This window comes from Subtercola boreus, from assembly GCF_006716115.1.
Taxonomy (GTDB): Bacteria; Actinomycetota; Actinomycetes; order Actinomycetales; family Microbacteriaceae; genus Subtercola; species Subtercola boreus.
In genome coordinates this window covers 2,749,213-2,772,781 of record NZ_VFOO01000001.1, presented here as the reverse complement: position 1 = coordinate 2,772,781, position 23,569 = coordinate 2,749,213, and the positions used below count along the sequence as shown (strand labels likewise).

Annotated in this window: 25 protein-coding genes and 1 pseudogene; 5 read left to right on the top strand and 21 right to left on the bottom strand. The window is 60.0% G+C overall.

Annotated elements, in window-relative coordinates; all coding sequences use genetic code 11:
- Positions 1 to 140 precede the first annotated feature (140 nt).
- The 11 genes and pseudogenes from FB464_RS12930 to FB464_RS12890 form a co-directional block, all read right to left on the bottom strand.
- Positions 141 to 1,655, bottom strand: coding sequence for a hypothetical protein (locus FB464_RS12930; RefSeq protein WP_116413489.1), 1,515 nt, complete (start codon positions 1,653 to 1,655; stop codon positions 141 to 143).
- Entirely contained in the window at positions 1,652 to 2,443 is a 792-nt protein-coding gene (locus FB464_RS12925; RefSeq protein WP_142206694.1) for a hypothetical protein, read from the bottom strand. Before FB464_RS12925 ends, FB464_RS12930 begins: the two co-directional genes overlap by 4 nt.
- 15 nt (positions 2,444 to 2,458) lie before the next feature.
- Complete coding sequence (locus FB464_RS19850) at positions 2,459 to 2,602, bottom strand: hypothetical protein (RefSeq protein ID WP_170151837.1); 144 nt, start codon at positions 2,600 to 2,602, stop codon at positions 2,459 to 2,461.
- A 109-nt stretch (positions 2,603 to 2,711) separates the two neighbouring features.
- Entirely contained in the window at positions 2,712 to 3,086 is a 375-nt protein-coding gene (locus tag FB464_RS12920; protein ID WP_116413490.1) for a hypothetical protein, read from the bottom strand.
- Positions 3,087 to 3,489: 403 nt separating this feature from the next.
- Positions 3,490 to 5,313 (bottom strand): replication initiator, encoded by a 1,824-nt coding sequence (locus FB464_RS12915; protein WP_142206693.1) that lies wholly within the window; start codon positions 5,311 to 5,313, stop codon positions 3,490 to 3,492.
- A gap of 639 nt (positions 5,314 to 5,952) precedes the next feature.
- Positions 5,953 to 7,143, bottom strand: a pseudogene (locus FB464_RS12910) (RecQ family ATP-dependent DNA helicase); the annotation flags it as partial.
- Entirely contained in the window at positions 7,136 to 7,744 is a 609-nt protein-coding gene (locus FB464_RS12905) for a hypothetical protein (protein ID WP_142206692.1), read from the bottom strand. The pseudogene FB464_RS12910 and the gene FB464_RS12905, both read right to left, overlap by 8 nt.
- A 78-nt stretch (positions 7,745 to 7,822) precedes the next feature.
- Positions 7,823 to 8,353: a hypothetical protein gene (locus FB464_RS12900; RefSeq protein ID WP_116413492.1), complete on the bottom strand. Its 531-nt coding sequence runs from the start codon at positions 8,351 to 8,353 to the stop codon at positions 7,823 to 7,825.
- 68 nt (positions 8,354 to 8,421) lie between these two features.
- A complete protein-coding gene (locus FB464_RS12895) occupies positions 8,422 to 9,141 on the bottom strand; it encodes a type IV pilin protein (RefSeq protein ID WP_116413493.1) in 720 nt (239 codons plus the stop codon).
- A gap of 163 nt (positions 9,142 to 9,304) precedes the next feature.
- Positions 9,305 to 9,475, bottom strand: a complete 171-nt coding sequence (locus tag FB464_RS19845) for a hypothetical protein (protein ID WP_170151838.1) — start codon at positions 9,473 to 9,475, stop codon at positions 9,305 to 9,307.
- Positions 9,476 to 9,577: 102 nt separating this feature from the next.
- On the bottom strand, positions 9,578 to 10,264 hold the full coding sequence (locus FB464_RS12890) for a hypothetical protein (RefSeq protein WP_142206691.1): 687 nt from the start codon (positions 10,262 to 10,264) through the stop codon (positions 9,578 to 9,580).
- 201 nt (positions 10,265 to 10,465) lie between these two features.
- Here FB464_RS12890 and FB464_RS20595 point away from each other — a divergent pair, with 201 nt between their 5' ends.
- A complete protein-coding gene (locus FB464_RS20595) occupies positions 10,466 to 10,774 on the top strand; it encodes a helix-turn-helix domain-containing protein (protein WP_425472417.1) in 309 nt (102 codons plus the stop codon).
- A 238-nt stretch (positions 10,775 to 11,012) separates the two neighbouring features.
- On the opposite strand, the gene FB464_RS12880 is transcribed toward FB464_RS20595, so the two are convergent.
- The 8 genes from FB464_RS12880 to FB464_RS12850 form a co-directional block, all read right to left on the bottom strand.
- A complete protein-coding gene (locus FB464_RS12880; RefSeq protein WP_116413494.1) occupies positions 11,013 to 11,585 on the bottom strand; it encodes a tyrosine-type recombinase/integrase in 573 nt (190 codons plus the stop codon).
- Between the two features lie 306 nt (positions 11,586 to 11,891).
- A complete protein-coding gene (locus tag FB464_RS12875; protein WP_116413495.1) occupies positions 11,892 to 12,275 on the bottom strand; it encodes a glycoside hydrolase family 3 N-terminal domain-containing protein in 384 nt (127 codons plus the stop codon).
- Positions 12,276 to 12,477: 202 nt separating this feature from the next.
- Positions 12,478 to 12,933, bottom strand: a complete 456-nt coding sequence (locus FB464_RS12870) for a pyridoxamine 5'-phosphate oxidase family protein (protein WP_116413496.1) — start codon at positions 12,931 to 12,933, stop codon at positions 12,478 to 12,480.
- Positions 12,934 to 12,987: 54 nt separating this feature from the next.
- Entirely contained in the window at positions 12,988 to 13,572 is a 585-nt protein-coding gene (locus tag FB464_RS12865) for a DoxX family protein (RefSeq protein ID WP_246093051.1), read from the bottom strand.
- Positions 13,573 to 13,626: 54 nt separating this feature from the next.
- Positions 13,627 to 13,785, bottom strand: a complete 159-nt coding sequence (locus FB464_RS19840) for a hypothetical protein (protein ID WP_170151839.1) — start codon at positions 13,783 to 13,785, stop codon at positions 13,627 to 13,629.
- The gene (locus FB464_RS12860; RefSeq protein ID WP_116413497.1) at positions 13,782 to 15,368 is read right to left on the bottom strand and encodes an amino acid permease; all 1,587 of its coding nucleotides are present in this window, start codon (positions 15,366 to 15,368) and stop codon (positions 13,782 to 13,784) included. Before FB464_RS12860 ends, FB464_RS19840 begins: the two co-directional genes overlap by 4 nt.
- Positions 15,365 to 16,795, bottom strand: coding sequence for a glutamate decarboxylase (gad, locus tag FB464_RS12855; RefSeq protein ID WP_116413498.1), 1,431 nt, complete (start codon positions 16,793 to 16,795; stop codon positions 15,365 to 15,367). Before gad ends, FB464_RS12860 begins: the two co-directional genes overlap by 4 nt.
- Positions 16,796 to 16,884: 89 nt before the next feature.
- Positions 16,885 to 17,481, bottom strand: coding sequence for a universal stress protein (locus FB464_RS12850; protein WP_246093050.1), 597 nt, complete (start codon positions 17,479 to 17,481; stop codon positions 16,885 to 16,887).
- Between the two features lie 169 nt (positions 17,482 to 17,650).
- Here FB464_RS12850 and FB464_RS12845 point away from each other — a divergent pair, with 169 nt between their 5' ends.
- Positions 17,651 to 18,385 (top strand): glucose 1-dehydrogenase, encoded by a 735-nt coding sequence (locus FB464_RS12845; RefSeq protein ID WP_116413500.1) that lies wholly within the window; start codon positions 17,651 to 17,653, stop codon positions 18,383 to 18,385.
- Positions 18,385 to 18,960 carry a hypothetical protein gene (locus FB464_RS12840; RefSeq protein WP_116413501.1) on the top strand — a complete coding sequence of 192 codons (576 nt, stop codon included), beginning with the start codon at positions 18,385 to 18,387 and terminating at the stop codon, positions 18,958 to 18,960. The genes FB464_RS12845 and FB464_RS12840 overlap by 1 nt, the downstream gene beginning before the upstream one ends.
- On the opposite strand, the gene FB464_RS12835 is transcribed toward FB464_RS12840, so the two are convergent.
- Both FB464_RS12835 and FB464_RS12830 read right to left on the bottom strand, forming a co-directional pair.
- Positions 18,909 to 19,565: a response regulator gene (locus FB464_RS12835; protein ID WP_116413502.1), complete on the bottom strand. Its 657-nt coding sequence runs from the start codon at positions 19,563 to 19,565 to the stop codon at positions 18,909 to 18,911. The genes FB464_RS12840 and FB464_RS12835 overlap by 52 nt on opposite strands.
- On the bottom strand, positions 19,562 to 21,196 hold the full coding sequence (locus FB464_RS12830) for a GAF domain-containing sensor histidine kinase (RefSeq protein WP_142206690.1): 1,635 nt from the start codon (positions 21,194 to 21,196) through the stop codon (positions 19,562 to 19,564). The genes FB464_RS12835 and FB464_RS12830 overlap by 4 nt, the downstream gene beginning before the upstream one ends.
- Positions 21,197 to 21,341: 145 nt before the next feature.
- On the opposite strand from FB464_RS12830, the gene FB464_RS12825 reads away from it, so the two are divergent.
- On the top strand, positions 21,342 to 22,283 hold the full coding sequence (locus FB464_RS12825) for a universal stress protein (RefSeq protein ID WP_170151840.1): 942 nt from the start codon (positions 21,342 to 21,344) through the stop codon (positions 22,281 to 22,283).
- A gap of 78 nt (positions 22,284 to 22,361) precedes the next feature.
- A complete protein-coding gene (locus tag FB464_RS19835) occupies positions 22,362 to 23,267 on the top strand; it encodes a universal stress protein (RefSeq protein WP_116413505.1) in 906 nt (301 codons plus the stop codon).
- Positions 23,268 to 23,569: the final 302 nt, after the last annotated feature.

Sequence of the window (23,569 nt, the reverse complement as noted above, 5' to 3'; positions counted from 1 at the left end):
TCTTTTGCGCCGCGAAATACGGCTATAAGGGTTATCGGTTGATTGGGCGAAAAATGATTCGGGAAAGCAAAAACCCCCAACCAGTGAAGGAAGGGGGTCGGTGCTCAGGGCGGAAGAAAAGGATTAAGACCGCCCAAGTATTAGCTATCGGCTGACGAACCAGCCTTCACGAGCGATAGAGACGGAACAGGTTCCAAGGCGTCAAGCTCCACGAAGGGAGCCTCTTCAGAAGGCTCTGGAGGTGCCGGAAGAGCATTCACAATCTGCTCAGCGCTTATGTAGTAGCTCTTGCCATAGCCGGGCGTAGAAAGCCCCCTGACGGCGAACTGTCCGGCGCAGGAAAGCCGACCTGACTCCACCATCACACCCCTAATGAGGTCAGGGCGTGCCAAGTCCAGGGAAGTGAACCCGATGTATTTAGCGTCCTGCTCAGGCTGCTTATAGCCAACACCCAAGTCAAAGCAGAGATCCCTAATGCGAGTTTCTAACATGTAGGAGGGAAACGTTTGAGAGGAGAGGATGAAAGCCATCCCAAGGGAACGAGCAACGGACAAGATTCCATAGAGCCTGTCCTGAATCTCAGCCTTCTCTTTTGACGTGGTGAAGTGACCAAGCACGGGGGAAAGCTCGTCCCAGACAACTAAGAGCTCGTTGCCGTCATCGGTGGGATTCCAGGAGTCAGACTGACGATGAAAGTTGACCAGTTTGGATGCGCCCATGACCAAGCCACGCCTGTCTCTCTCGCTCTCCAACCAGGTGAGGAAGTCAAGAAAAGCCTCCTTGCCATACTGACCCTTGATGTAGCGGTCAGCGCCATTCTTAAACCAAGTGAATTGGTCGCCCTTGCCGTCAATGATTCCAACGTCAATGTTCGGATTATTCACCGCCCAAAGCAGCTGCTGCCGGATGATTGAGGACTTACCAGCGCCAGACAGTCCGCTGTGAAGAGCACGAACCGCGCCACCCTCTTTTAGGAACATCGGTATCTGAAGAGGGTCGCCCAGCTCCGTAGTGCCAACGTCAAGCCAGTGAAAGACATTGTTCTGCTCCTGTTCAGTCAGGTTAAGGACTCCTGCTTTCACAGGGTCAAGATCCTCGGTCAAGGGGTCAACCCCAAGAAGGAGAACGTCCAGGTTCCCCTGGCGGGCGTTGATATTCAGGGGCGAGACTCGCACGAGCTGCAATCCTGCGGCGACAATCGGCATGGTTGCAAGCATTTGGTCATCCGTAAAATGACGCGGAGTGCGAATACTGAGCTGAAGAACGCCCTCCTTTGCAGTAGACGACACTCTCAAATGATTTGCCATGAATTCGGTGCCAAGCTTCGCGTCCATGAGGGAGGCAACCTCCAGCAAATAGCCTTTCAGCATCCGGCGGTTGGCGATGACTTTCTGAAGTTTGATTTGTGCGTATATGCCAACAGCAACAGGGATGACTGCGGTGATTGGATAGTTTGAGTGCAGCAGCGGCAGGACGAGAAGAACGGTAACCCAGAACCAGATAGCAGCTTTCGGGAAGCGGCGCGGGAAAGTCCACAAGACCAGCTTCAGGGCATACCACCAGACCAGGACGAAGAAGAGGAAGATAGCGACCTCGGGCTTCTTATCCTTCGTGTTGTTCCAAAAGTCACTCGCATTTTCGCCTGCGTTCCTCATTTTGATTCCTCCTGAGCGAAAAGAATCTCGCAGCCGGCTGGCGACGTAACAATCCCTATGACTGCTCCATCCCAGGAGCATTCCCATGCCTGAGAAACGCTCTGCGAGGAGGCACCATTCTCAGAGCCACGAGGAAGGGGTGAGCCGGGAGCCGCTGCGGCGTCGTAGGCAGCGAAGGCAGCTGAGCAATCGGTGAAGTTGTCCACCGTAGCGACATCTACGCCGTTCTGGGTGCAAACCCATAGAGCACGAACCATGGTTGCTGCACCCAACTCAATTCCAGGATCAGAAGGAACAGGGGTCATCACTGCGATTGGTGACGGGATAGCAACAGGCGCGGCTTTCTGAGCAGTAGCGGCAAGGAAGCCTTTGACCTGAGGGGTTGGAATGGGAACGGGCTGGGAAGTCTGGATGCCGGTTTGCGGCGAAGCAGGAAGAGCGGCTTTAGAAGATGAGTCCTCAGTGGGCGCTGAGGTTGGCGTTGTGCCGAACGGAAGAATTCCAGGAACGCCTTCCAACGATCCTGCTGAGAAGTCATAGCCCTGAGTCTTTTCGGCGGTTGCAACAGGTGCGGGCAGAACGGTGACAACCGGAGCAGGTGCTGCGGTGGAACTGTTAGAACCGACCCCAGCGGAGCCGGAGACGCTGACAGGGGCGGGCGAGACGTAACGGGTTGCCGGAGTCGTCTGAGTGAACAGAGCTACGGCAGCAAGGGCAGTTAGAGCTAAGAACATCAAGATGGTGATGATGATGAATGCTCTCTGATTTGCGGCGGTGGGGGTTGGCATGGTGTTGGTTTCCTTTTACTTGATTTGAGCGAAGATGTGAGCCACGGAGTTCGTGACGTAATGGTTGAGGTCATTGTTGAGGCTGACGCCGAGGTGACCGATACCGACCGCTGAGCCGTAGAGGGCGGTGGCGATGATGGCGAGCGCGACGAAAAACATAAAAATTTGATACATGAGCGGATTCCTTTTCCTGAGACGCAGCTGTCTCTTGGGGAATCCCTAACGGGGGCGCGGGAGAAGTTGTCTTCCACACCCCCGTTATGCGGGGTTACTCGCCTTGCTTGATGGGGCGACCGTTGACGGGCACGAGAGTGCCGCGCAGGGTTCCGGAATACGCCTGCTGGTTCGTGCTGGAATTCACATAAGCCGTGACAATGAGGACGCCTTCGGCAACGCGATAGTCGGTGTTCTTTGCGAAGACAGGAGCATCCTTGGCGGGAATCTTTAGAACGAGGTCGTCAACGTTGTCGCCGTCCTCAATTTGGACATTGACCTTCCAGACGGGGAGGTTGTTCTCCTTGTCTAACGCCTGAACTTTCGGGGCGTCTCGTTTAGCGTCCTTGTCAAAGACGTAGACCGGAGTCACGGCATTCTTCTTGGAAGTGCTGAGGACGGCTGTGGGGGTGATGGTGAGTTGCAGCATGATTTGATTCCTTTTCAGTTGGTTGTGAAGCTACGAAATTGGCTTCACAGTTGTTATCGGCAGAAGTTGCCCAGAAAATACGCAAAACAGAGAAAAAGTCTGAAACTCGCAAAAAACGTCCCCGCTGGTGCGCTGAAGACCAGTGGTGGAAGGAGTTAGCCAAATTTTCTTTATGTATCAAGGGCGGGGCTGCGCCCCGCCTGCCAACAGCTGCTCTCTCAGCGGTCTAATCCGCGCCCAGGCTCCCCAATTACCGCTGTTTGCGCGGCGGTCGCTTTGCTGCCGCTCCAACAGCGGTAATTGCCCGCCCACTCACTCCTCAGAGCCGCTTCGCAAACTGCTTTTTGGCATGCCAAAGGAACCCACCTAACACCTTTGTCATTGGGTTTCCGATTCCAGTCTTTTATTCAGTAGGGGAGGGTTTTCGCCGCTCAAACTCTTCTTCAGATGCTTGCATGTCAATTTCCCAAACAATGATGAAGTCATCCGGGTCAACGGGTACCTCGGGCGCGAACATTGCTTCTGCCCACGCACGCATCTCCTCTTTCAGCGAGGTAAGCGAGCACCCCCAGTTAGATGCGGAAGTGAGAGTGCCGGTAAATCCTCCGTTGTCGGCAACACGGTTGAGTCGCGTGCGGATGCCCCGAAGCGAAACGAGGTCGCCTGTGACCGTCAGACAGCGCACAAGTTCCTTTCTCGTCAGGTGCGAACTCATCAGCGGGGAGACTGCCTCAGTCAGCGGGTTAGGAGCTATCGGGGCGTTCTTCAGCTCCTCAATCTCTGCACGTAGAAGCCGAATTCCAGGTGGCTCCCTGTCTGGTCGGTCACGTTCTATTACTGGAGGAATCGCTTCCTTGCGCAGACGATGAATCATGTCATCGGGTTCAGGAGCAAGCGGTGGGGCGTGCCTGTTCGCCTGCTTGTCGTCTGCCCATTTTTGGAGTGAGGCGGTAAGGGTCTTGGTCGCCGTGGCGCGGCGAGAATGCAGGACGGCACGGTCTGCGAGGAGAGCGAACGCGAGGCGTCTGAAGCGGGCGTAGTGAGCGCGCAGGAGAGCTTGCGTGCGTCGTAATGCGGCGGGCGAGAATGCTGACTGGTTCTTCGTCAGATATTTCGCAAGATACGCGGCGGCGGCGCTGTGTGAATCAACGTCAGGCATGTCCTCGGCTTCGGCAGCAGCAGCTGCGGCGTCGTCAGGGTCACCAGTGGTGTGAGGAGCTTCCGGTTCTTTGGCTGAGATGACGCGAATGTCGTATTGACTCCCGAACATGGTTGCCGGACGAGGGGCACCGCCCTTCCAAGAGGCAACAGGGATGGAGTCCTTGACGAGGGGGCGACCGTGCACATAGTCAAGCGCGTCTTCCGCAAGTTTCTGAGCAGCATCTGTGCGAAGCCAGGTGACCAGCTCGTCGGGGATTTCGGCAGTGGGTGGGGTCACGTTCCAACTAAGGTCTATCGCCTCCACAAGGGCTGCAAAGGCTGGGGCATTTCCCTCACACGCAAGCAGGACATGGGTGTGTAGTGCGCCTCTGACTTGGCGTTCATAGACGATGAACATTCGGAAGTTTTGCAGGTCAATTCCAGCTGTCTTCGCCATGGTTTTGACCTTGCGCTTCATGGAGCTCACAAGGGCGGGCAAATTCGCATTCCAGATGATTTCCGCCGCGTAGTCGTAAGTGTTCGGGTTCACGGGGGTGCCAGCTATGCCCTCCGATGACGTGTGAAAACCGGAACATGGGCAGGGAGAAGCGAACTGCTTTCTGTAGAGACGTTTTGCCTCTCTTTCGGTATCTGGGAGATGACGGCTTCTGAACTCATCCTTGGCTGTCCAGTAGCTGCTGTGCACGCGCCCAAAGGAAGGGGCGGTCAAGGTGAAGAGTGCAGCGGCGGAACCGTCGCGGGAGAGCGTTGTGAGCATTTGGCGCATGCTGAGCTGTTTGCGAAACTCGGCGCATGGTTCGCATTTGTCGGCGTCGGAAGTAGAACAAGGAATCAGGAACGACTCCGGCTCATCAACAGGTTTGCCTCTCATCGCGGGGTCGTGTCTCCCTGAGTCCAAAACACTTCGCTTTGATACAAGGGGGCGCGTGCAACGGTCAGCGCGAGTCAGCCCAACCAGCCCGGCGGCAACACGAGGGTCAACTCCTTCGTCAGCGGCGGAGGAGAGAAAGTCGGGTTCTAAAAGTAATGCGAGCCGGTCGCGGTAATTTATGTGGTTAATTGCCATGGTTTCTCCTTGCTGCTGTATCTATCGGCAGCAAGGAGAAACATGGTTTTAAGCGACAGGTTGCGGGTCAGTACGGCAAGCGGGAGAGCACCGTCTCACGGACAAGGGATGACCGGCTGTATCGCAACATATAGAGCACCACGTTGGGGGTGTTCGGGTTCTCCGCGAGTCCTTCCTCCACGTCTTCACATACGAGAATGCTGTTGTAGATAGCTGACAGTATTTCCGCCGATGTGGTTTGCATGAAGGTAAGTTCCATAGCGGCGCGCTGGCATGCGAGATAGTAGAAGCGGAAGTCTCTAAAATCCGCGCGGCGGATGTCAGGGAATAAGTGAACGAAAAGCGGGTCTTCGGTTGGGACGCCGTTCACTTTGCACGACCACAAAGAAGGGCTGCACGAGCGGAGAAGTTCTGACGAGCGGCGAGAAGGGCGGAGGCGCTCGTTTGACCGTTGACCGCCAGCCAGGTCTCAACTTGTTCATCATTGTTGTCGGGAGCTGAGTAGCTACGGACTTGCGTTAGCAGGGTTTGCATTTTGGTTTCCTTTTCCAATTCAGAGGCGATTTTGTCTCTGAATCGTCCCTAACGGCGGGCGCAGTGAAGTAAGCGAAAAAGGTACGGCGGGCGGACTTAAATGGCGCAGGCGTCGCAGTTGCCGCACGGCTCGGAGCCTTGACCGAAGTAGGCGAGGAGCTGGACGCGGCGACAGCTCGGGGTGATGCAGAGGTCAAGCATGGCGTCCAGGTCTGCCTGTAGTTTGAGGCGGCGTTCATCGGGTAGGTCAGAGTCAGCAATCATCTGCGACTGAGAGTCATAATCTCGGACGCCGTAGAGAAGCAGAGCAGCGGAGGGCAGCCCATCACGTCCTGCGCGACCTGATTCTTGATAGAACCCCTCAACAGATTTCGGGAGGTCAATGTGGGCGACAAAGCGAACGTCAGCTTTGTCAATTCCCATGCCAAACGCGATTGTTGCGACGATGACCGTGCCGGAATTTGTGAGGAACTCGCGTTGACTCTCGGCGCGAGTTTCTGGGGGTAGTCCAGCGTGATAAGGGATAGCGCGTATGCCCCGCTTGACCAAGGATTCGGCAGTTGATTCCACGGTAGAGCGAGTGAAGGCGTAGACGACGCCGGATTCGTTCGCATGCTCCTGCTGAATGAAGTCCAGGAGCTGCTGACGTGGGGCAACCTTCTTTACAACGCGATAGCTGATGTTTGGACGGTCAAAACTCGTGATGAAATGACGCGCCTTCTCCATCTTTAGGACAGAAGAGATTTCACGGTGAGTTCGTTCCGTAGCGGTCGCGGTGAGGGCAATGCGAGGAACGTCAGTCCAATGCTTCGGGATGTCAGCAAGGCGCAGATAGTCAGGGCGGAAGTCATGCCCCCACTGGCTCACACAGTGCGCCTCGTCAATAGCGAACAGGGCGATGCGACCACGAGAGAGGAAGCGTTTCGTTCCCTCAGAGGCGAGGCGTTCAGGAGCCAGATAGAGCAGGTCAAGCTCACCAGCAACGTAGGCATCTTCTACGACCTTCTGTTCCGCGTAGGACTGTGACGAGTTCAGAAAGGCGGCACGGACGCCAACAGCGGTAAGAGCTTTTACCTGGTCTTCCATCAGGGCTATGAGAGGCGAAATGACAATGCCCGTCCCTTCTCGTAGCAGCGCAGGAATCTGAAAACATAGGGACTTACCCCCACCCGTAGGCATCAGAACAACCGCGTTACCGCCAGCAGTAACGTGGGCAATGACCTCAGCCTGATTCCCACGGAAGTCGTCATAACCGAACACTTCTTTTAGCTTGGCGCGTGCGGCGTCCTCAGACATGAGCCGCCCCAAAACGTGAGCCGGTTGTGAGGAGAAGGTGAGTCTCTTTCCGGCATTGCTCTATGACTGCGGGGGAGCTGAGGTCTAACGCGAGCAGAGCCGCGCGATAGCGAAGAATCTCATTCAGCAGAGGCTCCACCTGAGTAGCGGAGAGTTGTCGGGCAACAGGGAGTTGTCGGGTCAAATTGTTAATCCAGCGCGTGCGGTACATGACCGAGAAACGCGTATCCCTCACTAAAAGGCGAAGGTTTTCAGGCAGGTCGTAAAGGGCTGCAATCATCGTCGGTGGGAGCGAAGGCGCGAGCGCAGTCAAATCAGCCAGATAGGCAGGCTGGCACAGGTCAAAGTCGGCGTTTGATGGCGAGGTGAGATCAAACTGAATACGAAGGTATGACCTCTCCCGGACTCTTGCTTCCATCGGCTCCATCGTCGGGTCAAGGGAAACGAAACACGGGAAGCAATCCAATGTGAGGAACTTGACCGGAATAGAGCTGGGGTCAAACGCGACATCCAATTCTGGAAATCCAAACTGAATAGGGACAGCGGGGGGCGTCAGCTCACAAACAGCAGAAGTGGAACGCGGGTCAAGAGAGACAGTCATTTGGGAATCCTTTTCCTTGTGTGCTTTGTCTCTATCGGCAGAGCACCAGGAAGAAGCGAAAATGTACGGGGGGCGGACTTAGAGCGGTTGGAGCTCGGCGGAAAGAACGGCGGATTTGTAGCGCTGAAACTCCGAAACCCAAACCTCGTAGTCATCTTCGGAAAGGTCGTCTGCGTCTAAATGAAAGATAAGCGCTGGGTCTTCACCGCGTAGCGGGGTAACTCTTGGAGGCAGGTCAGGCAGGCTGAGAAGCGGAGCTGCATACGTGAAGGGCAGCCCAGTAACCGCGCAAATGTCGTCGCGCCAGCCTGCGTCAGCCTCCTGCTGAGATTGGGTTTGGAGCCAGCTTGCAAAATGCATGTCTTTTACATCCCACCGGGAGGCGTCCTGAATCCAGGAAAAGGGGGCGGGGGAAATCATGCGGAGAAGGTATCGCTCCCAAATGAGGGAGGCGAGGGGGTCGCCGGTGTCCTCTCGCCAGTGATTCTGAAAGCCGCGAGGTGGGAGAGACTGTGACTCAAAATGCGCCGGGGGGAAGGCGAAGAAGTCGTCAACGGTGAAATCAAAATCAAAGGCGGCGAGGTCGGCAAGGCTGGATATGGGAGGCATGGAAAATCCCTAACGGCAGAGACGCCAAAAGCCCCGCCAGGATGAGTGACGGGGCTTTTGGTTGCGGGTTAGCTCTGCGGCATGTTCGGCGGCGTGTAGTTGGGATAGTGGTCAATCGTCACAGTGGCATTCGGGTTGTCTTGACTCCAACGAGCGTCAAGCTGATAGGTCGTCGTTCCATCCTGAAACTTGAGATTGAGACCACAACTCCCCCCGGTGAAGCACCCGCCGCCAATCCCGCTTGTCTGAATTGACGGGTCAAAAGTGGCTGCTCCGGCGATTGCTCTAATGTCTGCGAGGCTGATGGATTTCACTCCGCCATTGGCTGCCTGAGACGCTTGGAGCTTGGCTAAGGCGGCGCGGAAATACTGTTCGTAGTTGGCGGTCGTCACTGTTGTGATAGGTGCGTCAGCAGCCACCAGACAGTTCTCAGCGTATGTTCCCGTTTCAGAGGTGAAGCCGTAGGAATAGGTGCCGTCAGTGTTAGCGGCACAAACGGAGTAGCTTGACCAGCTCCCCTTTACAGAAACGGCGTTCCCTTTTGAGGCAACCTTCGGGGCGGCTGACAGGTCGGATGCGGTGGGGTGCTGCGCAAGCATAGAGGCAACTTCGGTGACCGTGTTCTTTGCATCTGATTTGACGGTGGCGTTCATTGCAGCCTTCTGCTGGTTCAGCAGAATCGGGATAGCCGTCGCCGCAAGAATGCCGATGATGACCACGACGATTAGCAGCTCAATAAGAGTGAAGCCGTCCTCACGAGTCAGGGCGGTCAGAGTTTTCTTGTTCATTTTGGATTCCTTTTCCTTGAGGCTTTTTGCCTCTTGGAATGTCTCTAACGACGAAGAATCAAAAACATGAACTTATCTGCTGTATTGCGGAGCGAGGGCTGCCAAACGCAGAAGACCCCCTCACAAGACAGGAGAGGGGGTCTTCTAATTTAGGGCAGTGCTGTTACCAGCTCTTGCGATGGAACTTGTTTGCCTTCTCGCGGGCAGAACGTTCGGCTTCTTTCTTGGCAGCCCTCTCTGCCTGAGCTTGCTGCATCTTCTTGGCAGCAGCAGCCATTGACGAGCCATTAGAGCCTGGCTTGTAGGAGGAAGACCCCGGGTAGATGTTGGACATGATTTTTCACCTTTCTTCGCGCGCAATTTGCGAGCTACAAGAGTTATCGGCTCATGTCATTCGGAAGGCACGGAATAGAGCGAAGTTGCGAAAATCCGTCCCCTATGTGCGTGGCTTACGACGCCAGAGCACAACCCCAACAACAGCAGCCACAATCAGCACCACGAGTCCACTAATCAAGACGATGGTGAAGGCGGAGGGGGATGAGTCCGAGGTAACGGGGAGAGCTTCATTCACAGAGGCGGTGGTTGGCGCTGCTGAGGTCGTCGGAGAGAGTGACGCAACAGGAGCGACTGGGTCAGCCGAAGTTGAGCCTGCTGCGGCGACAGTGAAGCCGATTGAGGGAGTGATATCAGCGGAAGGGGTGCAGACGGTGGGAACTCCCATCACTACCTGGCTCAGCACTTCGTGGGTGTCGGCGTTTGCACAAGATTTTGCATAGGTGGCAGCCGTAATCGTGCCCACCGGAAAATCAACATTCCACGACCAATTTCCCGACGCGTCAGCAAAAACCCATGTTCCTGGGTCTTCTACAACTTGGAGATGAGTCTTTGACCCGTCCGGGTTGGTGGTCACCTGGGGGATTGCGGAGTCAGGCAGAAACGTGTGCGCGCAGAACAACTCAACGTCCACGTCATCTTGCGTGAAAATCGTAGAGGGGTCGCTCGTGCAATCAGCCATTTGCCGTGACTGCGAGAGCAGTTCATCACCCTTGTAGCCAATCTCAACCCGCGAAAAAGGGGCTGCTGTTCCCGAAACTACGACCGTGCCAGCAGCAGAAAGCTCCACGGTGGAGCCAGGAGCTGGAGAAGTTATCGTTGGAGCTGGAGGGGCGTCAGGACGCCAATCGGTTGCCGAAGCAGAGAGCGGAGCAAGAAGCAGCAGACCGCCCGTTAGAACAGCAGCAGCGGCAAGTGAACGACGAAGCATGAACAACCCCCAGGTATGTAGTGCGAACAAGCACAAGTATGGCTTGGTGGGCAGACATTCATGTATGCCACGGTGCACATTGTCCCCATGCCCGTCAGCAAAGCACTCACGTCCCCCGAGCAGACATTAGCGCGAACGAACATCCGAAAGGCGATAGGCACTCAGATTGTGCGTCTTCGTCAACGGGAAGGACTCACACAGGAGGCTTTAGCTCTCGCGGCTGGATGGAGTCGCAATCAACTCATCTTCGTAGAGCATGGAGAACGCGGCATCCAGATAGAACGGCTCTATGAGCTGGCAGAAGCGCTCGGGGTGACCGTCCATGACCTCCTGCCTGTCAATCTGGGGGAGGCTCTTCCAGAGGGGTAGACCCGCTGCTTATGATTTTACTTATTGCAGATTCTTGTTCGTTATCCGCAATAACCTGCCTGACCAGGAATTTTGCGGCGAAAAGTTGACATCCCTCACTTGCCACCGAGAAAAGCCCTGAGATCACTGCGATCTCAGGGCTTTTTCGTCTTGAGGGAGGGTTGAAACCCCACAAAACCCACATTTGCCGGAAGTCGCTCGTCGCTCGGACTGCAAATCAGACCCGGCCTGCCTCATTTCAGGTCGCTGCCGGACTACCCATCGACTCTGAATGAAGTGCGTCCATGCGTTCAGACACATCGTCGAGGTCGTCTTCGAACAGGTCGGCATACGTGTCCAGAGTCATGGCCGCGGATGCGTGTCCGAGCATCCTCTGCACTGCTTTCACGTTCGCTCCGGCCGAGATTGCGATGCTCGCAGCCGTGTGGCGCAGATCGTGAGGTGTGAGGTAGGGGAAGTCCGGATCCACGAGTTGTGCCTTGCAGTTGGCATTCCAAAACCATCCCTGCTTGCTTCCAGCACGGCGCAGGTGGGTGGCTCCGGAACCGAAGAGGAGTTGATCCTTTGTCTTCTCCCGACAGCAATCTTCAAGGGGCTCCGCGAGAAATTGAGGAAACGGGACACTGTGGTTTTCGTGAGTCTTGGGAGTGCCGACGATGATGCGGCTCCCAATCGTCACCGCGTTCTCGTCGACGAGCATCCGCCGCCGGTTCGTGTCGAGAGATCGAACACGGAGCCCGATGGTCTCACCCCATCGAAGTCCCGTATACGCCAGTGTGTGAACGAGGGTGGCGTGTTCGCTGGCGCACATGCCCAAGATCGCCGCGAGGATCCCCTAGGCCCGGAGAGCGACTGTCGCACCTGATCTCGCCGAGTCTGCGCTTCCCCCAAATCGGGAGAACGTGGACCCGCCAGGAACTCTCTATGGAACGGAAGGCAAAGACTTTCAGATGGCGCTGGTTCGCGATCCAGTCCGATCCGGCTTCAGCGATGGAGGTCGCTGGAGGACGCTGCTACAAGGTGCGTTATCGCGACCCTGACCGTCGCTCACGCGAGAAAAGCGGCTTCGTACGCAAACGAAGCCTCAATGATCGGCATCATGCCCCCTCGGTCGATACTAAATAGAGCAATGCTCATTCAGCACCGGATCCTCGCCGTAGCACTCCTGCGCCCGTCCCCACGCAAAATGCCGGAGCAGGTTGACGCAGACGGATGCGGAGTAGTTCGCGCCCTGCGCCCGCGTCTCCAGCCCGATTACGTGGCCTACCCTCGTTTCCAGCTGGGGATTCCACGTCGCCGCCCGTGCCATCGTCACAGGAAACGCAGTTGAGGCCCCGATCACAACGCCCCTCGCGCCGTCGCTGAAGCGGATGCCCGGGACGCCGAGCCGTGGGACGGCCCCGGCCACGAACGGCCGCCGACCGTGCAGCAGTGGGATGAACGGCAGTAGCCGCCTGGGGGAGTCGCCGTCGAGCAGCCCGAGTACCTCGTTCACGGTCATCCGCTCGATCAGGCGATCGGATGACCGTCCGCGTCGAGCTCGCCCAGACGGACTGCCCGAACGGCGTCGAGGTAGGCGCTGCCCTCTGGCCTCATCGCGTGCTCCGTTGCTGACGCCGTGCCAGCGCGCCGCTTCCGCTGCCCACTGGCAGCTCGTTCGCAGGCATATCCATAGGCTGAATTCTGCACCCGACCGCGGTGGTTCAGCTTTCGGGAATGATCAGCCTGAGCTGGTGTTCGAACTGGCGCCCCCGGATGTCGCGAGGTGTGATCCGTACGTAGAGGTACTCTGCGGTTGGCACCCATTGGGGAAGGGTCTCGTCGCCGTAGGCGGGATCCGGGATCTCGGGCCCGAGGACCTCAGCGGTGCCTTTCAGGGTGACGCTCCAGGCGCCGTTCTCGAGTTGCTCGTCGACTTCGAACACGACGGATTCGTTCGTGAGGAGTTCGCGGAGTTTGGTGCCTCTCGCCGTTCGGAACACGACGGAGGATCCGTCGGCGATGTAATTCACGGGGAAGATTTCTGGTTGGTTGTTGACGCTCAGACCCAGTCGACCGATGTTGGTCGCTTTGAGAAGATTCCAGCAGTGTTCAACGGACAGCTCGGTGACGGGGCCCTGGGGGGACCATTCGTTGAAGTCCTGGGATGTCATGACCATGTGGTGTTCCTTAGGTGATCGTTGTCGTGGCTCATGTGCGAACGGCTGAGCGAATCAGCTGAGCCACTGGTGGTGCTGTATGAATGGAAGCCTTTTCCAGGCCCGTCCCAGCCCCCAGGTGTCTCCGGCAGAGAGCGCGGCGATGGTGATGAGGGCGAGCGCGTAGATGATGTGGTAGTCGACGAGGGGGTTGGTGGATGCGGTGTTCTGGCCGAAGGACCATTCGGCGAGGTACATGAACAGCATGATGATGGTGCCGGCGACTGCGCTTACACGAAGGCCGATTCCGAGTATGACGGCCACACCGATGGCGAGCATCCCGAGCATGAACAACACGTCGGTGGTGGGGCTGGCGATCGCGGCGTAGAACGGTTTCAGGGGCCCCACGACGGAGGGGCTGTTCAAGAACCCCTGGCTGGGCGTTCCACCGTTGATCCAGGCCTTCGCGGCGGGGGTCGAATATCCGAAGCCGAAGAGTTTGTCGATGAATGCCCAGAGGAAAATGAATCCGGTCGCGATTCGGAGGATGGCGAGGATACGACCCCCACGCGCCCGAACTGCGACGGGTGCATCGGACGTGTGGGTGAGGTGCGATTCTCGGTGGGCAGGATTCAGGCGGGCAGTGGGCTGTGCGGTCATGGCGTTCTCACTTCTTGAATTGAAACCGATACGGGCGGGCAGTCGGATGAGGTGTTAGGCGGCGGGTGCGGGACCGTCGGAGGGGGAGGCATCAGGTACGGGGAGCAGTCCCTGCTCGGCGAGGGAGGCGTTGAGAATTGCCTCTTCGAGAATGTCCTCAGCCGTTTCGATGCGGTCGGTTTCGGAAGTGTCGTCCTGGTCCGGATTCTTCATGACGGGGCGCCTGTCTCTTGCGGTTCACGGACGGCCGGAGTGACCGGCAGTGTTGTCGCAGGTGCGACGGGGGAGAAGCTGGCTTCGTGCGGTTCCTGGTCGGGTGCGCCGTTTCGCCACGATGGTTTTCTGAAGTGGTAGATCAGCAGTGCTGCTCCGACGAAGACGACGAGACCGCCGGCGACGAGGGCAACGTAGGTGGTGGGGTCTCCGATGGGGAGCTGTGTCGGCGGGAAGAATGAGACAAGCAGGGCGAACGCGACGGCGACGAAGCCGATGCCGGCGACGATCCACATGCCGGGTTTTCCGCCGGGGATCCTGAAGGCTCGAGGGAGGTCTGGTTGGGTGTAGCGCAGCCGGATAGCGGCGGCGTACATGAACATGTACATCACGATGTAGAGGCTGATAGTGACGGTGGAGATAAGAAAGAACGCCCCGCTCACGTCGGCAGTGAACAGGTAGATCGATGACACGGCTGTCACGATGATGGCCTGCAGGATGAGGATGTTCCGCTGGATCCCGGCCTTGTTCGTCTTCTGCAGGATCGGCGGCAACAGGCCATCGTGAGCGGTTGTGAGGAGTGCCCGGCTGGGGGCTGAGATCCACGCCAGCGCGCCGCTGAGCGCCCCGTAACAGACAAGCACGGCGAGGATCTGCACGAGCCAGTTCATATTCCAAAGACCGACGAGCACAGAACTCATCGCATCGAACACTCCGGTCTGCAGAACGAGGTCGTCATAGGGCACCAGACCTGCGACAGCGATCGAGCCGAGAAGGAAAACCGCAACCGAGATACCAGAGGCAAGCAGCATCGCAGCGGGGAAACCGCGCCGGGGGTTTTTCATCTCTTTCACGTGCACGGCCTGCACTTCGACGCCCGCGAACAGCAGCATGATGTTGCCGAGGAACGCGAGGGAACCCAGTCCGGTGAGAAGGGGCAGGAGGCGCGGGGTGATCTCACCGTCGACGACGGTCGCGACGGCAGGATCTGTGGCCGTGCTCCAGCCCATCGCGTGCCCGGTTGCGGCCCAGTAGATGAACAGGCCGAGCAGCACGGCGCCGGGGACGACAGTGCCGACCATAAAGCCGTACTTCGCGACCTTGGCGAGAAGGGCATTTCCGCGGAGTGCGAGGAGGGTTGCAAGCCAGTAGCTGACGATGCAGAAGATCCCGACGTAGACGTGCGCCTCGGCCAGGCCGGCCTGGTTCAACGCGTATGCGGCTGCGGCTGCGGCGAAGGCGAGCCCGGTGGGGTACCAGACGACGTTCTGGATCCACTGCAGCCAGATGCCGACGAATCCCCAACGCTGCCCGAAGGCTTCCCCGATCCAGGTGTAGACGCCGCCTTTCCGGTTCGAGAACGCGCTACCGAGCTCCGCAGAGATGAGGGCGGCGGGGACGAGAAACAGCAGGGTTGCGAAACCGATGTAGACGAACATGGTCAGTTCTTCTTTGGCCATCACAGGGAGCCCGCGAAGGCTCGTGACAACCGCGGCCGCGGTGAGGAACGCCACTGTCGGCACGGTCATCGTGAGCTTGCTCTTCTTCTTCGATTCGAACGAGGTCCGTTTCGGGCTGCTCATGAGTGCACCAGCTCACTGGGTACCGCGGCGGTTCCGGTGTGACTGAAACTCGGGGCTTCGGCCGCGGTAAGGGGCCGTGAAGGCGGCCGGTCGTCGAGTTTCGTGATCGCGTTGCCGAGGTCCTCGAGGAGGAGGTCGGCCATATCGATACTGAGGCCATGCCGCACGATGATGCGCTGCACAGTGACTGCCTCCTGGCTCGGCGGGAGGGTGTAAGCGGGCACGAGCCAACCCCGGGTACGGAGTTCTTCGGCGAGGTCGAAGAGGTTGAACGAGGAGGATTCGCCGGTGAGTTTCCAGGTGACGGCGGGGATGCCTTCCTGCGGGTTGCCGTCGAAGACGATGTCGAACCGGCCGGTGTTCAGGATGCCCGCGCTGAGGTGCTTCGCCACAGCGTAGGTCGCGGACTGCACTTTCCGGTATCCCTCCTTACCGAGGCGGAGGAAATTGTAATACGAAGCGACGACCTGCCCGCCGGGGCGGGAGAAGTTCAGGTTGAAGGTCGGCATGGAGCCGCCGAGGTAGTTGACGTTGAAGATCAGTTCCTCGGGGAGGTCCGTGGCCTGACGCCAGATGACCCAGCCGCTTCCAAGGGGTGCAAGCCCCGTTTTGTGGCCGGACACGTTCACGGATTTCACGCGCGGCAGCCGGAAGTCCCACCGGATGTCGGGTGCGCAGAACGGCGCGACGAAACCGCCGCTCGCAGCGTCGACGTGGATGTCGATATCCAGGCCGGTACGGAGCTGGAGGTTATCTAGGGCCGCGCTGATGGCGTCAACGTCTTCGAACTTGCCGGTGAACGTCTGCCCGAACGTGACCACGACGGCGATAGTGTTCTCATCGCAGAGTGCGAGGGCTTCGGCGGGGGTCATGATGTTGCCGGCGTTCATGGGCGCCTGGCGGAGTTCGATGTCGAAGTATCGAGCGAATTTCTCCCAGCACACCTGCACCGGCCCGCATACGAGGTTCGGCCGGGACGTGTCTTTGCCATCCGCTTGGCGGCGGGCCTTCCACCGCCACTTCGCGGCGAGCCCGCCGAGCATCGCGGCTTCACTCGACCCGGTCGTGGAGGTGCCGATCGTGGTGGCGGCGTCAGGGGAATGGAACAGGTCGGCGAGCATGTGGATGCAGCGGGTTTCGAGTTCCGCGGTCTGCGGGTATTCGTCTTTGTCGATGATGTTCTTGTCGAGCGAGTCATCCATCAGCTGGCGGACTTCGGGTTCGACCCAGGTGGTGCAAAAGGTAGCGAGGTTCATTCGGGCGACACCGTCGAGCATCAGCTCGTCTTTGACGAGCTGATAGACGTCTCGGGGTTCCTGCTCGTGTTCCGGGAAGCGGTTCTTGGGTGCCCTGCTGGTCATCGGGGTGGAGGCGAAGATGTCGTCCATCTCGTTGTCGACGACAACGTCGGGGTCTGTGCGTGTCATGGTCGTGCTCGATTCCTGTCGGTGTGTCCCGGCGGGTGACGGTATGGGTCACCAGGCATGGACAGAGGGGGGGTGGAGGTGTCGCGGGGTCAGGCGGGGTCGTCGTCGTGCATGACGAGGACGGGGCAGTGGGCGTGTTCGGCGCACGCGGTGCTCACCGAGCCGAGGAGGAGGCCGGCGAATCCGCCATGTCCTCGGCTGCCGACGACGAGCATCTCCGCGCCCCGGCTCTGCTTGATGAGGATCTCGGCGGGGTTGCCTTGGCGGACCATGGGGGTGAACCAGTCCGGGGCCTGGCCGTCGAACGCTTCCTTCATCGTGTCGTCCATGATCCGCAAAGCGTCGGCCTCGGGGGACCAGTCGGAGAAGTTGTAGCCACCGTACCCATTGGGGCTCTGCCATGCGACAACCCCCTGCACGGCCGAATGCGACCCGTTCGCGAGCGTCATCGCCTTCCGGAGGGCGGTGATGGATGCCTTCGAGCCGTCGAGTCCGACGACGATCCGGGTGGTGCGGGGGTGAAGGGGGAGTCTGGCTTCTTCGTCGAACGCGAGAGCGGTGTTGTATTCGTCGGTCGCTACCCCGGTGCCATCGACACCGAACCGGGAGACCCGCCCGTCGGATGTTTCCTCACCGATCGGGGGGACGGTGCGTTCGTTCATTTCAGGTGTCGTTGGGAAGGTCATGGTGTCAGATTCTCAGCAGCCGTCCCCCCGGGACAGAGTCTTTAGTCACAACCCTGTGCCCACTCGTTGACGGGGTCGATAGGACCTATGGCACTGTGCACGGCCCGACCCGGCGGGAGATAGTCGTTCAGTCGGGGCGGACGCCCTGTTTGACAACAAGGAGAACCTGATGGACCGCGTAGCTGGAAAAGTCGCTTTGATCACCGGAGGATCGCGCGGCATGGGTGCCTCCCACGCCCGCCGGCTCATCGCTGAAGGGGCATCGGTCGTCATCGGCGACGTCCTGGACGCCGAGGGCACCGCCCTCGCCGCGGAACTCGGCGACAAGGCCCTCTTCGTGCACCTCGATGTCACCAGCCGCCACGACTGGGCCGCCGCGGTGCTGGCGACGAAGGAACGCTTCGGCACCATCGACGTGCTGGTGAACAACGCGGGCATCGCAACGGGTGCCCGGATCGCTGAGTTCGAGCTGCGGTTGTGGCAGAAGACGATCGACATCAACCTGACCGGTGCGTTTCTCGGCATTCAGGCCGTGGTCGTCGGAATGGTCGAGCAGGGCAGCGGCTCCATCATCAACATCTCCTCGGTTGAAGGGCTCCGTGGTAGCGCGAACCTGCACGCCTACGTCGCGACAAAGTTCGCTCTCCGTGGCCTGACGAAGTCCGTGGCGGTCGAGATCGGGTCGACCGGGGTGCGAGTGAACTCGATCCATCCCGGGTTCATCACCACACCCATGACGGCAGGTATCTCCGCTGATCAGCTGCAGATTCCGCTGGGCCGGGCCGCGGACCCGTCCGAGGTGTCCTCGCTGGTGCTGTTCTTGGCCAGTGACGAATCCCGGTACTCGACCGGATCCGAGTTCGTCATCGACGGCGGCCTGACCGCCGGGATCCCGCACGCCTGATGAGAAATTCATTTGTCGTCATCGCCGACCGGCTCGTCACTGTCAGCCCCCAGACGACCACTGACCTGGACCGGATCGCCGACTGCACGCGCATCGCGGAGCAGTTCTACCGCGCCGCAGAATGCCAGCAGCACACCCGGCCGGCGTTGGTGACCGTGCCGGGTGCGGAGGTGGTGATCAGCGGGGTGAGTTTGTTGGGCAGCACGATGATCGTCTGCGCTCCCACCTGCAGCACAGCGGTCGTCGCGAGACACGTTGCGGCGTGTCTCGCCGCCGGAAACACGGTGGAATTGGCCCTGTTCGAGCCTCCCTGCGCGCTGCTGCTGGTTCTCCTGATGATTCTGGAAGACGTGCTGCCCGAGAGCCGGTTCCGTGTCGTCTCTGAGCGCACAGGGTGGCAGATCACCGGCGCCAACCCGACCGTCATTGTGCTCACCGAGACGGACGCGTTCCTGAACGAAGAACCCCGTATCCGGTTTCGGGATGCTGCGGGCGGCTCGACTACGAATGAGCTGGTGGACTTCTACAGCCGATCCTCGAGTGTGCGTGTCCAAGCCGGCCGGGACTCGAGGTGAAGGATCGCGGCCTGGGTGCGGCGTTGCAGTCCGAGTTTGCTCAGCAGTCCTGAGACATAGTTCTTCACCGTCTTCTCCGCCAGAGACAGCCGGGCTCCGATCTCCCGATTCGTGAGGCCGTCAGCTATGAGGGGGAGAATCTGCTTCTCACGTGCGGTCAGCGTGTCGAGTCGGTTGTCGCCGGTGGGGGCGATGATCCGTTCGACGACTTTCCGCATCAAGAGCGGGTCGAGCAGCTGCTTGCCTGCGGCGACCTTTCTGAGGGTCTCGACCAGCCCGCTGCCTCTGACGTCCTTCAGTACATAGCCGGCCGCCCCGGCCAGGACTGCGGCGTCGATGGCGTCGTCATCGTCGTAGGCGGTGAGGATCAGGCAGCGGATGTTCGGGCTCGCGGATCTGACTTCTCTGCAGAGGTCGATGCCGCTGCCGTCGGGCAGGCGCACATCGAGGAGCACGACGTCGGGTTGGGTTGCTGCGATGCGCACTTCTGCCTGGTGCACGGTGCCGGCTTCGCCCACGATCTCGATGTCGTCCTCGAGCCCGAGAAGACCCGCGATGCCGCGTCGCACCAACTCGTGGTCATCGACCAGAAACACACGAATCACAGCATCAGTCCCTTCTGGCTGGTGGGTGTGAGGGAGTAGGGCACTCTCCAACGCACCGTCGTGCCTGCTTCGGAGGAGTGGAATTCGGACGTTCCCCCGCGGAGCGCGGCGCGTTTTTCGATGTTCGCGAGCCCGCTCCGATGGGTGGTGACAGGGGTGCCGTTACCGTCATCGGTGACTTCGAGCGTGATGTGGCCCTCTGCCGCGGTGAGAACCACTGACGAATGTTCGGCTGAGGCATGTTTAGCCGTATTCGTCAGGGATTCCCGCATCACTGCGGTGACGTCGCCGACGAGGCCGCCGGTGACGAGCAGGTCGACGGGGCCAGAGAAGCTGACGTACGGGGTGGTGGTGAGGCTCGGGGCCAGTTCGTTCACGATGTCGATGATGAGGTGCCGAACAGTGTTCCGGGTCTTCTCGACCGGTGCCGAGAGGGCGAAGATCACCGTCCGGATCTGTGAGATGCTCGCATCGAGACTCGCGACCGTCTGTTCGATCCGCTCGGCGAGGGACTCGTTCTGCACTCGCCCGGCGATGCTCTGCAGCTCAAGGCCCGCGCCGAAGATCTCCTGGATGACGTGATCGTGGAGGTCACGGGCTATACGGCCACGGTCTTCGAGGAGGGCGAGCTTCTGCCGGTCGCCGCGGGCCCGGCCGAGTTGCATGGCGACACTGGCCTGGCCGGCGAAGTCCGCCGCCATCTCGAGGTCAGCGATGGTGAAGAGCTGGGCGCCCTGAGCGCGGGCGACGAAAAGAACCCCCTCGGCTGTTCCTGCAGAGATCAGAGGCACCGCCATGACCGGCCCGAGCCTGACATTGCCGGGGAGGGCGATGTCGCTGTCGTCGAGGAGGCGGGGCTGTTTTCCCTCCAGCACCGAACCGGAGACGGAATGCGCCGCAGAGACCCGGGCACCCTGCACGTCAGATTCGCTGAGACCCGTCGCGGTCTCCACGACGAGAGCCCCGGGTTTGTCGGTTGGGAGGAGCACGCAGACCAGGTCGGCGCCCGACAGCCCGAGCACACGGTTGACGATCAGCGAGATCGAATCACTCCGTTCACCCGACAACAGCGCGGCCGTGATCTCGGCCGATGCGGCGGACCACGCCTGACGCCTGTTCGTCTCAGCGAACAGGCGGGCGTTCTCGATGGCTATTCCTGCTGTCGCGGCAAGTGCGGTGACGAGTTGTTCGTCCTCGTCAGTGAACTGTCCGTTGGTCTGGTTGCTGAGGTACAGGTTGCCGTAGACCTCATCCCGCACCCGGACGGGCACGCCGAGGAAGTTGCCCATCGGGGGGTGGCCATCAGGGAAACCGGACGATCTCGGGTCATCACCGATTCTGTCCAACCGGATCGGGTCGGGGGTGTCGATCACCGCTCCGAGGAGACCCTTTCCTTCTGGCAGGTGTCCGATCGTGCTCACCTCGTCTGGGGTCATCCCGACGTGGATGAACTGGTCCAGCCCGCCCGAGGGTGCGATGACGCCGAGCGCACCGTACTGGGCACCCACCAATTCCACAGCCGCCTCAACGATCCGGCGGAGCACTGTCGGGAGGTCGAGCTGCTCGACAACCGCCCGATTCGCGATCAGAAGTGCCCGCAGCCTGCTCTCGGTGGTCATGTTGTGAGGCACGATGCACTCCTTCTCATCCGCGGGCAAGGGCAGCTGCCGCGTGGTCTGGAGCAACGCCGCAAGGCTACTCCCCAACACTGACCGGCGCACAGGATCGGGACTTTCGACTCTGCCCAGGCGCCCGGCGCTGTGTCAGCCTCGGTTCATGAGTCGTATCGCGAACACGTTGAACAACCACCCCACAGAGTCGATCGTGGTCGGTGTCGACGGTTCCTCCCCGAGCAGGGCAGCGATCAGGTGGAGCATGCACCGCGCTGCAGCGACCGGTTGCAGCGTCATTCTCGCCCACATCGTCGAGGACTACCTCACCGTTCCACCGGAGCACATCGAAGCCGACATCCAACAGACCGGCAACGCGTTCCTGCAGGCCGAACTCGACTTCGCCCACCTCATCGAACACCGCGTCCCGGTCACCACTCTGTTGCTTCAGGGAGATCCGCTGGAGCAACTCGCTGCCGCGTCGGAACACATGATCATGGTCGCCGTCGGTACCCACAAGACCGGCTTTGTTCAAGGGCGCGTCTTCGGATCGAAGTTCATCCAACTCGCCGCGCGCGCATCAAGTCCCGTCGCCTTCATCCCGAACTCCTCCACCCGGCGGCGAGGCGGAGTGGTCGTCGGTGTGGGTGACGCTGTCGAAGGCCAGGCGACGATCCGTTTCGCCGCCGCGGAAGCGGCGCGCGCCGACCACGAGCTCACCATCGTGCACTGCTGGGAGGCGCCGCGAACGACGAATATTCGCACCCCGGAAGAACAGTCCGAGGCCGCACAGTTCGCTGCACTGCTGTCAGAGACAGTCCTTGCTGACGCGAAAGCCATCGCCCATCAGGCGCAACCAGAACTTCTCGTCCGCACGCGGAGTGTGCACCGGACCCCGGCCGAGGGTCTCATCGACGCGTCCGCAGCGGCTTCGCTTCTCATCATCGGCCGTTCCCACCGCAATGCGAGCCTGCCCGGCACGGTCGGCTCCACCGTTCACGACGTCCTTTTGAATCTTGGCGGCCCGACGGTCGTCATTCACGACACCCTCCCGACTCGCCGACGCACCTTCGCGCACAAGATGCGCGACATCGCCGCACCCCGCTGAACCCGAGGGTTCCCTGTTCTCAGACGTCGAGGACCTTGTGCCCTACCCGATGCTGCTTCGTCGCCGCAGAGTTGGAATATGCGAAACAGCGAAGAACCCACCGCCCTCATCATCGTCGCCGTCGACGGCACCCGATTCTCCGTCGCGGCCCTCCAGTACGCGAAGAACTACGCCGAGACACAGCACGCGCGGCTCCGCGCCATCTCGGTGTGGAGCAACGTCAACACCTACAGCCCCTTCATGCTCGAGTGGTCACCGCTTGAAGACGCCAATTTCCAGCTCAAGGAAGCCTCACGCGAAGTGTTCGGTGACGACCTGCCGGCCTGGTACGAACAGGAAGTCATCGAGGGATCTACAGCGAAGATCCTCATCGAAGCGAGCAGGACAGCCGAGCTGCTGGTTGTCGGTAGCCGCGGGCACGGGGGCTTCGCCGGGCTCTTCCTCGGCTCCGTCAGCACCCAATGCGCGGCTCACGCTCACAGCCCGGTGATGATCGTCCGCGAACACAACGACCTCACCGCCACCCCCGCCGGGACGCCGGTCGTTGTCGGCCACGACGGATCCGTCAACGGTGACGACGCCCTCGAATGGGCGCTGAACTACGCCGAGAAGGTCGGTGCGCCCGTCGAGGTCGTGCGAACGTGGAGCATCGACCGGATCCCGCCGCAGTTCAACGAGGAATTCGGATACGTCCCCTCCTTCGATGAAGTGACCGCGCGGGTACGCCGGGACCTCATCACTGAGACAGCCCATCGTGTCGGGGAGCACACCGGCACAACGGTCACCCTCACCGCGGCCATGTCGCAACCGGCCGAGGAGCTCATCAAACGCTCCGAGCATGCCCGCCTCCTGGTTGTCGGCTCCCGTGGTCGCGGCGGGTTCGCCGGCCTCCTGCTCGGCTCGGTCAGCTCCGAATGCGCAGCCCACGCACACTGCCCCGTCGCCGTCGTACCCAAGAGCGCCGACGCGCACCCTGACCGGTGATCCGCGTGGGCGCCCCTGTGATTGTCGCCGTCGACGGGTCGAGCGCATCAAGTGTTCGGGGATGATCTCCCTGACTGGTACGAACAGAAGGCCGTCAAGGGATCCACCGTCAGGGCCATTCTTCGCGAGAGTAGGACTGCTCCCTTCGCTCTTTCGCTGCCACCCGACGCACCGATTGTTGTCGGCGACGACAGGTCAGCCGGTAGCGGCATCGCCCTCGAGTGGGCGCTGCAGGCGGCCGCGTCCCTCGTCGTTCCCGTTCAGATCGTGCGCTCCTGGACGATCGACCGGCTCGATCATCG